Here is a 15,080-nt window from a genome sequence, read left to right on the forward strand (position 1 = left end):
GCGTGAGTGCAGAGGAGAGTCAAACGCGCAAATGTTCGTAGATCGATTCGGCTGCCGCATCGTCCTTCGCGTTGCCTTCGTCGACGATCTCGCCTTGCTTGAGCACCGCGTAGCGGTCGGCAACCTTGAGCGCGAACGGCACGTTCTGTTCGATCAGCAAAAGCGTCGTGCCATGACGGCTGCGCTCCCATAACAGCGCATCGGCCAGCCGGTCGATCACCGAAGGTTGCAGACCCTCGGTGATTTCATCGAGCAGGATGATCGACGGGCGCATCATCAGCGCGCGCGCCACCAGCAGCATCTTCTGCTCGCCGCCCGACAGCGTGCCCGCGTACTGGCGCAAGCGGCTGCCGAACACCGGAAAAATCGGCTCGATTTCGGCGAAGCGCTCGTCGAACACGGAGACGTTCACGAGCCCGAGCCGCAGGTTGTCGCGGATGCTGAGATCCTGAAACAGCGCATGTTCCTGTGGCGCGTAGGCAATGCCGGCCCGCGCGATGCGATGCGGCGGCAGCCGCGTGATGTCCTGTCCATGCACATGCACCGCGCCGCTTTGCTTCGGCAGATAACCCATGATCGTTTTGAGCAGCGTGGTCTTGCCCATGCCGTTCTTGCCGAGCAGCGCGACGGCTTCGCCATTCGCGACGCTGAACGACAGCTTGCGCAGCACGACCGACGCCTTGTATCCGCTTGTCACATCCTTCAGATTCAACGCGAGCTGGCTCACGACGCCTCCCGTTGTGTTGCTGCGCCGGCGGCTGCATCGCCTTGCGCGGTGCCGGCATAAATGGTTCTGACGAGTTCCGAGTTGACCACTTCGTCGAAATTGCCTTGCATCACGATGCGCCCCTGATGCAGCACCACGATACGCGTGGCGATGCCCGCGACGAAATCCAGGTCGTGCTCGACCAGCAGGCAACACAGCTTGTACCGGTGAGCGAGCGTCGCAAGCACGTTGCCGATCTGCGTGCGCTCGGTTTTCGTGAGGCCCGCGGTCGGCTCGTCCAGCAGCACGATGCGCGGTTCGAGCGCGAGCACCATCGCGAGTTCGAGCGCCTGCTGTTCGCCGTGCGAGAGGTCTTTCGCGACGGCGCCGAGCTTGCGTTCGAGGTTCGTCGCGCGAATCACTTCGAGCGCATACGGCGGCAATGCGAGCGTGGCCGAGCGCCGCACGAGCGACGGCCGCTCGATCAGCGTGCCCGCAATGCGCAGACATTGCGCGACGGTCAGCGTTTCGAAGATGTTGGCGTTCTGAAACTTGCGGCCGAGGCCAAAGCGCACGCAACGGTCGGGCGGCAATTGCCGGATATCGTTGCCGCACAACATGACCGTGCCGGCCGAGCGTTCCGCGCCGTCGCTCATGCAGCGCATCAGCGTCGTCTTGCCCGCGCCGTTCGGACCGATGAGGCCGACGAGTTCACCCGCCTGCGCGTCGAGGTCGATGCCTTGCAGCACCTTCAGACTGCCGAAATGACGCGCGACGCCGCTCATGCGCAGCGCGGGCGCGGCGGCATGAAGCGCGTCGCCGTCGCGTACCGGCCGCTCGATCAGCTCCGGTTCGCGCGTCTCGCCCGCGAGATGGCGCAGCGGCTTCACGAGCAGCGGCACGAGACCTTGCGGCAACAACACGATCACCGCGACGAACGCGGCGCCCAATATCAGTTGCCACGCGAACGGCATGATGCCGCTCAGATACGACGTGCCCACGTTGATCAGCAGCGCGCCGATCACCGGACCCCACAACGTGCCGCGTCCGCCGAGCGCGACCCAGATGATCAGTTGCGTGCCGAGCACGAAGCCGGTCAGTTCGGGCGCGACCACGCCGCTGAACGAGCCATAGCCGAAACCGGCGAGTCCCGCGACCGCGGCGGTCGCGACGAGCAGCCCGATCTTCACGAGCGACGTGTTGATGCCGAGATACAGGCAGCGCGATTCGTTGTCGCGAATCGCCGCGAGCACGCGCCCGCCGTCGCTGCGCACGAAGACCCACGCGAGTCCCACGACGACCGCGAGCGCCGCGCCTGCGATCCAGTACCACGCTTCGAGCGAGAGATCGAAGGTCTGATAGCCGGTCAGCCCCGAGCTCGATCCGGTCCACTCTCCGCCGGACAGCAGCAACTGACTCAGCACGATGGGCAGCACGAGCGACATGACCGTTGCGAAGAACGGCGAAGCGCCGCGATAGAACGACAGCCAGCCGAGCAGGGCGGCGACGCCGGCCGTCACGGCAAGCGTGGCCGCGAGCGCGAGCAGCACGTATGCCGTCGAAAAGCCGCCATGCGTGAACACCAGACCGGCTGCATACGCGCCGAGTCCGAAGAAGGCCGACTGGCCGAACGTCAGATAGCCGGTGTAGCCCCACAAAATATCGACCGTCACCGCGACGATCGAGAAGAAGAACGCCTGAATCAGCACGTTCAGCAGATACGAGCCGAACAGGAACGGTCCCGCTGCGATCAACAGAATGCCGAGCACGCCGATCATCGCAAGACCGCGCAACGATTTTTGCTGCGTACCTAAGCGCTTGCTGCCCGGCGACGAGTCGCGCCCGGCATGATCCAGCGACGCGTTGACTTTAGCCATGAGAGAACCCCCGCGGACGGATGCGCAGCGTGAGCGCGGCCAGCACGGCGATGGTCAGCCCGCCGAGCACCGGGCTCACGAAGGTGCTGACGAGCACCTGGCAGGCGCCGAATACGAAGCAGGTGACGAGCAGGCTCAGCATCGAATGCCCGGACACCATCACGAGCATGAAGGCACTGACGAGCCACGGCAGACCCATGTCGGGATCGACGCTCGATAACGGCGTGATGAGCACGCCGGCGAGCGAACCGAAGGCCGCGCCGAGGCTGAACGTGATAAAGCGGATACGTCCCGAGTGAATGCCGAGCCCGCGCGCGAGGTCTTCGTTCATGATGACCGCGCGTGTCTTCACGCCGAAGCGCGTGCCGGTCAGCAGCGCGGTCATGATCGCGCAGATGCCGAGCGCAACCGGAATCAGCACGAGGCGGTAGGCGGAATAGTCGGTGCCCGCAATCGACACCACGCCCTTGAGCGGCGTTTCGACGAACTGCACTTCGCGGCCGAACACCATCACGATGATTTGCCCGATCACGATGCCGAGGCCCCACGTCGCGAGAATCGCATCGAGCGGACGCTTGTACAGGGGCCGCACGATGATCAGCTCGACCAGCATGCCGACCACGATGCCGACGACGATCGCAAGCGGCACGCCGAGCCACGGGTTGAGCTTCAATTGCGTGACGACGAAGCTCGCGTAAGCGCCCATCGTCAGCAACGCGCCGTGCGCGAAGTTGACGATCTTCATCACGCCGAAGATCACCATCAGGCCGGCCGTCACGATGAACAGCACGGCTGTGGTGGTGAGAATGTCTAATGCGAGAACCATGGTTGTCTCCAGTCGCATCCGCACGGCGAGCCGCGCGCTCAGGCGGATGCCTTGTTGCCGGTAGCGCCTACTTGATGTTCGGGCACTGCGCGCCCGGATCGACGTCCGGGAAAGTCTGCAGGATCTTCACCGAGCCGTCCGACTGGATCTGGCCGAGACGCATCGCGAGCGGCGTATGCCGGCTCTTGACCATTTCGATCTGACCGCGCGGACCATCGAACGATACCTGATCGAGCGTCTTGATGACCTTGCCCGGATCGGCGGAACCGGCTTTTTCGACCGCGGCCTTGTAGAGGAAAAACGCCTCGTACTGCGGCTCGGAGAGTTCGTTCGGCGTCTTCATGTCCTTGCCGAAGCGCTTGTCCATCGACGCGAGAAACTTCTTGTTCGCCGAGGTATCGATACTCGTCAGATACGAGCCCGACATGTAGATGCCGGTCGCCACGTCGCCCATGCTTTTCGCGGTGCCTTCGTCGATCGCGAGATTGCCGTACGGCAGCGTGAGGCCCGAGCCCTTCAACTGTTTCGCGAGCGCGACGTTGGGCGCGCCGCCCGCGGTCGCGCTGATCAGCGCGTCGGGGTGCGCCGCGCGGATCTTCGAAAGGATCGGCGTCCAGTCGGTGCCGTCGGTCGGCAGATATTCCTCGCCGACGACCTTGCCGCCGTGCGCCTCGATGTACTTGCGCGTGAACTGCAGCATGCCGCGGCCAAACGCGTAGTCGTTGCCGACCAGATAGAAGGTCTTCGCGCTCTTCGCCTTCGCGAAGTAGTCGACCACCGGCGCGACCTGCTGCTCCGGCACCCAGCCGTTCACATACATCCACGGATTGCACGAGCGGCCTTCATAGAACGACGTGTAGATGAACGGCTTCTTGCCGCGCGCGACGATCGGCAGCGCGGCATTGCGCGCGGCGCTGGTTTCCATCGAGATGATCGCGTCGACGTTCTTCTGGAAGACGAGCGTGTCGTACGCCTTCTGCGCGCCGACCGCGCCGGAGGCGTCGTCGGCGATCTCGAGTTGCACCGGCCGGCCGAGAATGCCGCCCGTTGCGTTGATTTCATCGACGGCGAGTTGCGACGCCTGCACCACTGCGGGCGCGACCACGCTGTTCGCGCCGGACAGTCCGACCGCGACGCCGATGCGGATCGGCTCCGCGGCGAACACGTTCGCGCAGGTTCCCGCGCCGGCCATTGCCGCGACCGCGGCAACCAGGAAGAGTTTAGTGAACGGTCTCATGATGTCCTTCGCAGTGGTGGTGAGTAGAGTAGGGGAGTTGCACGAATACGGCATGCTTCATGTCTGAAAAGAAGGCCAGCGCGCGCCCAGCATCGGGTCGTACACGTCCGCGCGGCGATCGCGCAGGACGTGATTGAAAGCGTTCAGCGTGCGCGCGGCGCGAGTGCGTTTGACGTCGATCGTCGCGTAGAGCACTTCTTCGCGGTCGACGCTCGCGGGCCCCGCGAGCGGCCAGCCGTCGCCGCCCACGATCAGGCTCTGACCGATGAACAGTTGCCCGCGCTCGGTGCCGATGCGGTTCGCGCACGCGATCGCCATGCCGTTGCTGTGCGCGGCGGCCATCGTGAGTGTCGCCGCCATCGCCGAGCGGTCGTCGGGCTGCGAGGGCATCGGCACCCAGTTGGTCGGCACGCATACGATGTCCGCGCCTTGCATCGCCGCGAGCCGGTAGGTCTCCGGAAACCAGCCGTCGTAGCAGATCGCAATCGCAATGCGCCCGAGCGGTGTGCCGAACACGGGCACGCCGCGATCGCCCGGCTCGAAGAAGCGGTTTTCGTTATTCCACAGATGCAGCTTGCGATAAATACCGATGTGGCCGGAAGGACCGGTGAAGAGCGCCGAGTTATAAAGACGCTTGCCCGCGCGTTCGGCGATGCCGGTGACAATATGAACGCCGAGGCGCTGCGCGGTCTCGGCGAAGAGTTGGGACGTCTCGCCATCGGGCAAGCCTTCGGCAAGCGAGAACGCTTCGTCGCGGTCCGCGAACACGTAACCGGTCGTCGCCAGCTCGGGCAATACGACGAGCGATGCACCGTTACCCGCGGCGGTTTCCACATGCCGGATCAGCCGCGCCACGTTGGCGCGCTTGGCACCGATGTGCGGCTCCATCTGCACGCACGCGATGACGAGTTCCTCTGAGCCGGGCTTTGCGAGGTCGTAGTGCGACATTGCTGTTTTCGTCTCCCAAAACAAAAAGCCCCCTGACCAGCGTTGAAAACGCAAGGTTAGGGGGCTGCATAGCCTTCCATGTGTAGCACGGCAACGTTGCCGTGTGCCGCCACAAGATTCATGGCGACAGACTGGGAACGAATTTATGAAATCAAATTTCCCATGTCAAGCACTTAGGACGGTTATAGGGAAAGCACTTGTTTTGCTGCTTGCCGGTCGCCGTTTGCCATGCCGGCTTTACAGCAACTCCTGGTAGTACGGCGAATTCGGCGGCAGTGTCCCGCCCTGACGCCGCACGAACTGCTGCACGCCATGAGTCGCCGACGCCAGCGCGCCGCTCGCGAAGCCGCCCTCGAACGTCAGTTCCTCGCCGATCGCGATCGCACCGTCACTCATGCGCAGCAGCGCGGCATACAGCGTGCGCGTGTTGTCGAGCTGGTCCGGTCCGTCCATCTTGAACGCGCCCCACTGATGACGCTCCAGGCCCCAGTGCGTATACGCGATGCCCTCGCGGCTCTGCTCGACGACGTCGGCGAGATCCGCGAGCTTCTTATGCGACGGATTCTCCGGATCGCGCGAGGCCACGTTTCGAAGCGTCTGGATAAACAGGTCCATCTGCTCGCGGCCCGTCATGCCGGCGACTTTCGTCGAGTTGTCGCCGAGCGTATAGCTTGGATAAACCACGGCGCCGCCGTCGCGGGCAGGCACCACGTACGACTGCTGAAATAGTTCGTCCGCCTGAACATTGCCCGGCAGTTGGCGGTCTTCCAGCAGATCCGCGGCGATCTTCACGGCCATCTTGGTGGCGGGCACCACGCGAGCGTCCTTGACGGCAGCGGCGAAATCGTCCGGCAGCAGCGGCTCGGAACCTTCCTGCGGACCGGTCAGGCCAAGACGCACGGCCTCGCGCGGACCGCCGGCAAAAAATAGTTCGTCGTACTCGGCGGTTTTCGTTTCCTTGCTCGTCTTGTCGAGCCACGTCACCTGGTACTTTCCGTCCACCTTCTTGATGCTCGTAACTTCGGCGTTGAGCTGGATCGCGTTCTGCTCGGCAAGCGAAACGGCTCCTTCGGGCAAGTCGTCGCTATCTTCGATCACCTTGTAGAGCGGGGCATCGGCGCCGTCGACGAGCGCGACGTGATCCTCCAGACGCTCGTCCGCGAGAAAACGGAATTCCTCCAGAAAGCCCGTGCTGAAGTAGCCCGAATAGCCGCCCACGCCGATGCCCGTCGCGCCGAACGTGCGCCATTCGTCCTTGTTCCAGGTGATGCCTTTTTCCTTCAGCAGCTCTTTGAGGCCGGACTGGAACGTGTGGCTGTCGAATTTCTGCTTGGCGTCGTCGCAAAGCTCGCGAAAGCGCGCGGTATCGCCTGCGTCGCGGGCTTCGCGGATCGGCGCGAGCAGCGGCTCGGTCATCGAACGCATGACGTCTTCCGCGACCTTGCGCATCGTCGCGTTCTCCGGCGCCTCGCCGGGCTGCGCTTCATACACTTTGCCGCCGATAAGATACGACGTCTGCACCGAACTCGAATTCGGAAACGGCACATGCTCCAGGCCGTAGTGTTCGGCGAGGCTCCAGTAGAAGTTGCCGCGCGTCGTGTGAAAGCGCATGCCGCCCGGATGATAGGGCGTGGGATCGTCTTCCCAGCGTCCCGACGCAATCCGTCCGCCGATGTGATCCGCCTGTTCGAGCACGACCGGCTTCACGCCGATGCGGTTCAACGCGTCCGCCGCCATGATGCCGGCCGGGCCCGCACCGACCACGCAGACCTTGAGGTTCTCCGCGACGCCTTCTGGCAGCGTGCCCACCTGGCGGTTGTTGTCCCACCAGAAACCGGTGTAGTCGTACATGTGATCGAGCGGCATGGTCATGCGCAGATCGGTGAAGCGGTCCTTCAGAAGCGCTTTGAGATCGGCGTCGTCGCCTGCGGCTTGCATCGGCATGTCGAGCTTCTGACGCGCCTCCGGCGTGCACGAATTGAGCAGCCGCGCGGCGGTTTCGGGCTTCATGAAAACGGCCGTATGCTCGAGCCAGTCGCGAACCGGCGTGCGCGGCAGATCGTTCGAAGCCTGGCGCGCCGTATCGCCGAGAAGGTCCGCTTGCCGCGTGCCGAGCGCTTCGAGCACGTCGCCTTGCTCGGCTTCGCAGAGCGCGTGCCATTGCAGCGTCGTCTCTAAGTGCAGTTGCTCGCGCTTCGGTCCTTCCTCCATGCTGGCGAGCAGCGTCAGATTTTTACTGACCGCGGGGCCAAGCTTGTTGCGATCGCGCGGCCAGTCGCCCGCCGGCTCCTTGAAATAACGTCCGACCGTCTGCGGCGTCAGCCGCGGCAGCGCGCGTCCGAGCATCGAAAGCGAGCCATCGCGAGCGAGCGCGCCGCAGTTCTCCGGCGTCAGATAGTCGCGCATGGAGATCCTGGCGGGCCATTCTTTACTCTGCGCCGGCGCGGCTGTGTCGGTCTTCGATGCCGGCAGCGCCTGGCGCGGGCGTGCCGACGGCGCGGGCTCGCCGGAACCTTCGGGGCCTCGCGCTCTGGCAGTCGGAAGGCTGGGCGAGAGCGGTTGCGGTGTAGCCGACGGCGTGGCCGGCTCCTCGGCGGGAATTCCGCCGGGCGGCGGCAGGTGCGGGTTGTGGCCGGATGCGGAGGAACCTGGTTCGATCTGAGGCATGTCGTATTTCCCTGGTTAAGTTGTCTCTATGTCGTGACCGCGTGAACCGGATCGCTGTGCAGCGAGTGCGAGTGTTAGTGCGGGCACGGGCCGCCGGCGGCGTGCAATGGATGAAGGGCGAGCGGCAATGCATGCAGTGCGTCGAGGCGATAGAGCCGGTCAGCCGGATTCGGCGGCCGATGAGCGGTCGGCTTGCTGATCGCTTGCTAGTCGTCTGGTGCCTGCTTACTGCCGCTCATCGCGCGTCTGCGAGCACTTGGCAGCCGCACACACGCCGGCGACGGCAGCGTCGCTGCGCGAACGTTGATGCCGCTAGGAAAGGTACTATCGCGCGCGCCGTCCGCCCGCAGCGAAGCGAATCGCGTGACGGAGAAACGAACAGGGAAGGGAGAGTTGTCAGCGCTTGCAATGCGGGGCGATGCGCCAGAACGTATTAGTCATTCCGACGATGAGCGCATTAAACGCAACGCCAAAGGCTTGCGTGATCCAGGCCGCGACAAGATCAGCGTGGCGTTTCAGAGTGTCGGACTATTGCCGCGTCAGACGATGTTCGACACTACGGCATATGCGCTGAGTTGCAGGGCGAGAGTGAGCCGCAGGTCTATGCGACGAATCGCCCATAGGCCATATCCGCGATACACGCTCACGCTTTTTGCGTTTCACCCGGCAGCGCGAAATCGAACTGCGCGGCGAGCGCGATGCCATACGCGAAGAGGCGATGATCGCCGCCAAGCGCAGCCGTCGCCCGCGCTGCCGAGGTCAGCAACAGATTGCACGCGGCTCGCATCTTGTCGCTGGCGCCGAGGCGATCTTTCGGACCCGACAACGTCAACGCGCCCGCGAGTTCGCTGTTCGGCCCGAAGACCGGAACCGACACGGCGGCCGTGTCGGGGTCGCGCTCGCCGTAGGACAACGCCCACAATCTTTCGCGCACTGCATCGTGAGTGGCTCGGGACGGCTTTGAAAATGCGATGAGTATTTTCCCCGACGCGCCGCGATCGATCGGAAAACGCTCGCCTTCACGAATCGACACGCGCACCGAACGCGGCGGCTCGACGCGATGCAAGACCACGCGATATTCGCCCTGCCTGACGTAGAACGACGACGTCTCGCCCGAATCGTCCGAAAGCTGCCGCAATACCGGCTCGATCACCTCGCGGATGTGAAACGACTCCTGGAATATTTGCGCCAGCCGAAGCGGCTCGGGGCCGATCGAATAGTTACCGTCAAGCCTTCGGATAAAGCCGCCGCGTTCGAGCGAACTCAGCAATCGAAGAATCGTGCTTTTGTAGAAGCCCGTTCGCCGGGCAATTTCGGCGAGCGAAAGCGCGCGTTCGCCCGGCTGGAACACGCCGAGAATGGCGAAGGCCCGGTCTAGTGCTGCTACGCCACCTTTGTCTGCATCGTCCGCTTGCATCTGGAATACCGTTCTGTTGTGCAGACCATCGTAGGGGTTCGCCGAAGATGCGTCAACTTTCGTCGGCGTAACACATACAAGGGTAAACACTGTCCACGTCGTTCTGCATAGAAGAACGTTATTCTATAAAGCGGACACGGCGAACGGGTTTACCCGCTTGATGCGCAATCACCGCGCTCCTATAGTTTTGTTTAACAGAACACCATTCTGTATAGCAGAACGATAAGGAGCATCTCTTGAATACGTCTCTCCCTTTACCGGTGATGATCAGTGAAGTCGGTCCGCGCGACGGCCTTCAGAGCATCCGAACCGTCATGCCCACCGACGCGAAGCTGCGCTGGATCTCCGCGCTCGCCGCAGCCGGGCTCAAGGAAATCGAAGTCGGCTCGTTCGTGCCCGCGAAGTTGCTGCCGCAAATGGCCGACATCCGCGAGGTCGTCGCGCACGCGCTGACGATCCCAGGACTGAACGTCGCGGTCCTCGCGCCGAACCTGCGCGGATGTCAGGCGGCATTCGAATCGGGCGTCCATAAAGTGACGTTGCCGGTGTCGGTGACGAACGAGCACTCGCTGGCCAACATCCGCAAGACGACCGATCAGATGATCGAAGAGGTCCGGCAGATCGTCGCGTTGCGAGACGCTGAATTTCCCGGCATTGCAATCGAAGCCGGTGTGTCGGTTGCGTTTGGCTGCACGATTGCCGGCGCGGTCAGCGACGACGAGACGATCCGCATGTGCGCCGCGATGGCGGCGTGCGGCGTCGATGAAATCGGCCTGTCCGACACCAGCGGCTATGCGAATCCGGCCCAGGTTCGACGCCTGTTTCGCCGCCTGCAAACCGAGTTCGGCAGCAAGGCGGGCGGCGCGCATTTTCACAACACGCGCGGCCAGGGTCTCGCCAATGTGGTCGCGGCACTCGAAGTGGGCGTCACGACCATCGACTCCAGTCAGGCAGGTCTGGGCGGATGCCCCTATGCGCCAGGCGCGACCGGCAACATCGTCACCGAAGACCTCGCGTTCCTCCTCGAAGCGATGGGATACGACACCGGCATCGACATCGATGCGCTCGTTGCCGCGCGCTCGATCCTGGCCGACGCGCTCCCCGGCGAAGCCTTGTACGGACACGTGCAGGACGCCGGCTTGCCCAAGGGATTCACCTACGCGGACGGCCGCGGCCCAAGCGCCGTCCAGCCGGAAGCTTGCCTCAAAGGAGCCGCGCAATGAGCGATGCCAACAACAACCCGTCGCTGCCCTATAGCGGCGTGCGCGTGGTCGAGATGACCCACATGGTGATGGGCCCGACCTGCGGCATGGTGCTCGCGGACCTGGGTGCGGAGGTCATCAAGGTCGAGCCGATCGCCGGCGACAGCACGCGCGCGCTCCGCGGTTCGGGTGCGGGTTTCTTCAGCACCTTCAACCGCAACAAGAAAAGCATTGCCGTCGACGTTAAAGATCCGCGCGGGCTCGAAATCGTGCACAAGCTGCTGGGCGGCGCGGACATCTTCAGCGAGAACTTCAAGAGCGGAACGATGGACAAGCTCGGGCTCGGCTACGCCGCGCTGTCGAAGCTGAACCCGCGCCTCATCTACGTTTCGCACAAGGGCTTTTTGCCGGGGCCTTACGACCATCGCACGGCACTGGACGAAGTCGTGCAGATGATGGGCGGCCTCGCGTATATGACCGGACCCGAAGGGCGGCCGCTGCGCGCCGGCACGAGCGTGAACGACATCATGGGCGGCATGTTCGGCGCGATCGGTGCGATGGCCGCGCTCGCGCAGCGCGAACGCACGGGGCAGGGCCAGGAAGTGCAGAGTGCGCTGTTCGAGAACAACGTGTTTCTCGTCGCGCAGCACATGATGCAGTTCGCGGTGACCGGCAAGGCCGCCGCGCCGATGCCGAATCGCCTGTCCGCATGGGCCGTGTACGACGTGTTCTCCGTGAAGGATGGCGAACAGATTTTCCTCGCCGTGGTATCGGACACACAGTGGGCGCTTTTCTGCGATGCGTTCGGTTTGCACGAGCTCAAAGTGGACGAACGGATCGCGACCAACAACCAGCGGGTTCAGGCGCGCGACTGGTTGTTGCCCCGGCTGCGCACGCACATGGAGGCGTTCAGCGCGGCGGAAATCAGCCGGATTTTCGACCGGATCGGCTTGCCTTATGCGCCGATCACGAAGCCCCAGGACCTGTTCGACGATCCGCATCTTCTCGCGACCGGCGGACTCGCCGACGTGACCTTGCCGCCCGACGCAAGCGGTGCGGGACAGCCGGTTACCACGCGAACGGCGTTGTTGCCGCTGACGCTTGCCGGCGAGCGGCTGCGCCTGCGCGCCGCGCCGCCAGCGCTTGGACAGAACACGCAGGCGCTGCTGTCGGAGCTTGGCTATACGGATGAGCACGTCAGGCAATTGACCGATGCCGGCGTTGTCCGCTGTCAGGAGTGGCAGGCCGGCGATCGCATCAGCCCATCTGCAAACGAGCTTGCCAGTGCCTGAAGCGGTTAGTGGTGAAAACCGCAAAGGCCGCAACCGCAAAAGTTAAAACCGCCAACGCATCAAACCGCCCGGCCGCGCCCATTCTCGCAGCGGCCCGGCGAAGTCATGGAGACGACGATGACCTCAATTTCCCCCGGCATGGCTGCCGACAGCGTGAACGACAGTTCGCTCGAACAGCAGGCGGTGCGCAAGGCGGCGTGGCGTTTTATTCCGCTGCTCGCGCTCGCGTACTTCTTCAATTATCTCGACCGTACGAGCGTCGGCTTCGCCGCTCTGACGATGAACAAGGAACTCGGACTGACGGCGACGCAGTTCGGCTGGGGCGCCGGCATCATGTTCGCGGGATATTGCATCTTCGAAGTCCCGAGCAACCTCGCGCTCTATCGCTTCGGCGCGCGACGGTGGCTCGCGCGGATCATGATCACGTGGGGCTTGATGGCCGCCGCCACCTCGGCCGCGGTCGGGCCCAACAGCTTCTACGCGATCCGGCTGCTGCTCGGCATCGGCGAAGCGGGCTTCTTTCCCGGCGTGATCTTTTTTCTGGCCGTGTGGTTTCCCGCTCAATACCGCACTCGCGTGCTGGCGTGGTTTACCGTCTCGACGCCGCTTTCATCGCTGATCGGCGCGCCGCTGTCGACCTGGCTTCTGCAACTGGATGGCGTGCTGGGTCTGGCCGGTTGGCGCTGGATGTTCATCATCGAAGGATTGCCCGCGTGTGTGCTCGGCTTCCTCGTGCTTAAGATGCTCGCGGATCGGCCGGCCGACGCCAAATGGTTGTCGCCGATAGAACGCGAAGCGCTGCAGGGTGCGTTCGATCGTGAAGCATCGTCGGGACGCAAGGAAAAGCACTTCGGCGCGGCGCTGAAGGACGTGCGCGTCTACATCCTCGCGATGATCTCGTTCGGCTTCACGATGGGCTCGTACGGCATCGGCATCTGGCTGCCGCAGATGCTCAAGGGACACGGCATGAGCGTGACGCAGACCGGCTGGCTCTCCGCGGTGCCTTACTTCTTCGCGACGATCGCGCTGCTGTGGTGGGCGAAACGCGTCGATCGGCGGGGCGGAGCGATTGCAAATCTCGCGGCGGGCCTCTTGATCGGCGCGGTGGCGCTCGGCGTATCGACGCACTTTCATCAACTCGGCCCGGCGCTGCTCGGCGTGACGCTGGCGCTCATCGGCACGATTGCCGGACGAACCATTTTCTACACACTGCCGGCCCGCTTTCTGTCGGGACAGGCAGCCGCGGGCGGCCTTGCGCTGATCAATTCGATCGGCGCATTGGGCGGCTTCGCCGGACCGTATCTCGTCGGCTATCTGAAGGACAGTTTCGGCACTTTCACGGCGGGAATGATGGGGCTTGCCATCGTGCTCGGCATCACGACGCTGCTGACGCTGTCGCTCTACGCATTCAATCGCGACCAATAAAAATGACCATGAACACAATCCGTTCACGAGGAAGACGCAACTTTCTCAGCGCTGCCGCGACATCGGTTGCGGCTTGCGCCATCGCACCCAGGCATGCGTTCGCCACAGAGGACACGCACAGCATGAAGACCACCAGCAACTATCTGCCGGTTCGCCCGGAATGGCTCGCGTCGGGCACCGAAGCCGCCATCGAGCCGGAGATGCCGATCATCGACGCGCATCATCACTTTTATGAACGTCCCGGTTGGATTTATCTGCTCGACGACTATCTCGCCGATGCACGCTCGGGGCATAACATCACGGCGTCCGTCTTCATGCAGGGACTGACGCGCTATCGTCAGAGCGGCCCCGAAGAGCTGCGCCCGGTGGGAGAAACGGAGTATGTCGCGAACGCCGTTGCCGCGTTGCCCGCCGGTTCGCCGCAGGTCGCAAAGGGCATTGTCGGTTACGCGGATCTTCGTCGCGGCGCGGCCGTGCAAAGCGTGCTCGACGCGCATATCGAGGCGGGCAAAGGGCGCTTTCGAGGCGTTCGGCACCTCGTGACGTGGGACGCCGATCAAACGCTGGTCAATCCGCTGTCCGCGGTTCCGCGCGGTCTGCTGCTCGATTTGAGCTATCGCGAAGGCGTCGCGCAACTGGCCGCACGCGGTCTTTCATACGATGCGTGGCTGTTCTTTCCGCAACTTCCCGAACTGTTCGATCTGGCGAAGACGTACCCCGACATGCCGATCATCATCAATCATTGCGGCGGGGTCGTGCGCATTGCGAGCTACGCGGACAAGCGCAAAGAGGTTTTCGACAACTGGTCGCGCTCGATGCGTCAACTGGCGCAACTGCCGAACGTCTATGTGAAGGTCGGCGGCCTTGGAATGCGGATCAACGGCTTCGACTTCGAGAAGGGCGAGCGTCCGCCGTCGTCGGTAGAACTGGCCGACGCCTGGAAACCGTGGATGCATACCTGCATCGAGGCGTTCGGTGTGAACCGCTGCATGTTCGAAAGCAATTTCCCCGTCGACAAAGGCTCGTATCCGTATAGCAACGGCTGGAATGCGTTCAAGCGCCTCACTGCGCATGCAAGCGCCGACGAACGCGCGGCACTGTTTCGCGGCACAGTCTCGCGCGTTTATCGGCTTGCTTGACGACGGTCGTTCTAACTCCGTTCACTACCGACGCCGGGCAAGAAGCGCAGCCGCGCCACCCGGCGCATCGCGATGCCAAAGCTATTTATTATCGCGACGCGCCTTGCGCCGCTCGGCGAACCGTTCGAAGGTCTGGACGACTTGCATGCAAACGGTAAGCACAAGAAAGATGCACAGCACGCGTACAACGGAGAACGCGTGCTTGATCCTCAGGGCCATCGGAATCGCTGTCAACGCCGTACTCCATAGAAAAAGCAAAGCGTACACGATCAAAACGACAGGCCGACGGTCACAGCTTCGTTGTAGAACGTTCACCGCCTGTTACGGCCATGCCTGCCAGGAGC

Annotated in this window: 11 protein-coding genes; 4 read left to right on the forward strand and 7 right to left on the reverse strand. The window is 63.5% G+C overall.

What is annotated here, in order from left to right; translation table 11 throughout:
- Positions 1-19 precede the first annotated feature (19 nt).
- From BGRAMDRAFT_RS02840 to BGRAMDRAFT_RS02870, 7 genes are all read right to left on the reverse strand, one after another.
- Positions 20-727 (reverse strand): branched-chain amino acid ABC transporter ATP-binding protein, encoded by a 708-nt coding sequence (locus tag BGRAMDRAFT_RS02840; RefSeq protein ID WP_006047144.1) that lies wholly within the window; start codon positions 725-727, stop codon positions 20-22.
- Positions 724-2,583, reverse strand: coding sequence for an ABC transporter permease subunit (locus tag BGRAMDRAFT_RS02845; RefSeq protein WP_006047145.1), 1,860 nt, complete (start codon positions 2,581-2,583; stop codon positions 724-726). Before BGRAMDRAFT_RS02845 ends, BGRAMDRAFT_RS02840 begins: the two co-directional genes overlap by 4 nt.
- Positions 2,576-3,409, reverse strand: a complete 834-nt coding sequence (locus tag BGRAMDRAFT_RS02850) for a branched-chain amino acid ABC transporter permease (protein ID WP_006047146.1) — start codon at positions 3,407-3,409, stop codon at positions 2,576-2,578. The genes BGRAMDRAFT_RS02845 and BGRAMDRAFT_RS02850 overlap by 8 nt, the downstream gene beginning before the upstream one ends.
- 67 nt (positions 3,410-3,476) lie before the next feature.
- Positions 3,477-4,646 carry a substrate-binding protein gene (locus BGRAMDRAFT_RS02855; protein WP_044020121.1) on the reverse strand — a complete coding sequence of 390 codons (1,170 nt, stop codon included), beginning with the start codon at positions 4,644-4,646 and terminating at the stop codon, positions 3,477-3,479.
- Between the two features lie 57 nt (positions 4,647-4,703).
- Positions 4,704-5,594 (reverse strand): nitrilase family protein, encoded by an 891-nt coding sequence (locus BGRAMDRAFT_RS02860; RefSeq protein ID WP_006047148.1) that lies wholly within the window; start codon positions 5,592-5,594, stop codon positions 4,704-4,706.
- 237 nt (positions 5,595-5,831) lie between these two features.
- Entirely contained in the window at positions 5,832-8,261 is a 2,430-nt protein-coding gene (locus tag BGRAMDRAFT_RS02865) for an FAD-dependent oxidoreductase (RefSeq protein ID WP_044020123.1), read from the reverse strand.
- 643 nt (positions 8,262-8,904) lie between these two features.
- The gene (locus tag BGRAMDRAFT_RS02870) at positions 8,905-9,678 is read right to left on the reverse strand and encodes an IclR family transcriptional regulator (protein ID WP_006047150.1); all 774 of its coding nucleotides are present in this window, start codon (positions 9,676-9,678) and stop codon (positions 8,905-8,907) included.
- Between the two features lie 263 nt (positions 9,679-9,941).
- Between BGRAMDRAFT_RS02870 and BGRAMDRAFT_RS02875 the strand changes: the two genes are divergently transcribed.
- The 4 genes from BGRAMDRAFT_RS02875 to BGRAMDRAFT_RS02890 all read left to right on the forward strand — a co-directional run bounded on the left by BGRAMDRAFT_RS02875 (position 9,942) and on the right by BGRAMDRAFT_RS02890 (position 14,736).
- Positions 9,942-10,901, forward strand: a complete 960-nt coding sequence (locus BGRAMDRAFT_RS02875) for a hydroxymethylglutaryl-CoA lyase (RefSeq protein WP_175130917.1) — start codon at positions 9,942-9,944, stop codon at positions 10,899-10,901.
- Positions 10,898-12,172, forward strand: a complete 1,275-nt coding sequence (locus BGRAMDRAFT_RS02880) for a CaiB/BaiF CoA transferase family protein (RefSeq protein ID WP_006047152.1) — start codon at positions 10,898-10,900, stop codon at positions 12,170-12,172. Before BGRAMDRAFT_RS02875 ends, BGRAMDRAFT_RS02880 begins: the two co-directional genes overlap by 4 nt.
- Positions 12,173-12,289: 117 nt before the next feature.
- Entirely contained in the window at positions 12,290-13,597 is a 1,308-nt protein-coding gene (locus tag BGRAMDRAFT_RS02885) for an MFS transporter (RefSeq protein ID WP_006047153.1), read from the forward strand.
- An 8-nt stretch (positions 13,598-13,605) separates the two neighbouring features.
- Positions 13,606-14,736 carry an amidohydrolase family protein gene (locus BGRAMDRAFT_RS02890; RefSeq protein ID WP_175130913.1) on the forward strand — a complete coding sequence of 377 codons (1,131 nt, stop codon included), beginning with the start codon at positions 13,606-13,608 and terminating at the stop codon, positions 14,734-14,736.
- Positions 14,737-15,080: the final 344 nt, after the last annotated feature.

Source organism: Paraburkholderia graminis C4D1M, from assembly GCF_000172415.1.
Classification (GTDB): domain Bacteria; phylum Pseudomonadota; class Gammaproteobacteria; order Burkholderiales; family Burkholderiaceae; genus Paraburkholderia; species Paraburkholderia graminis.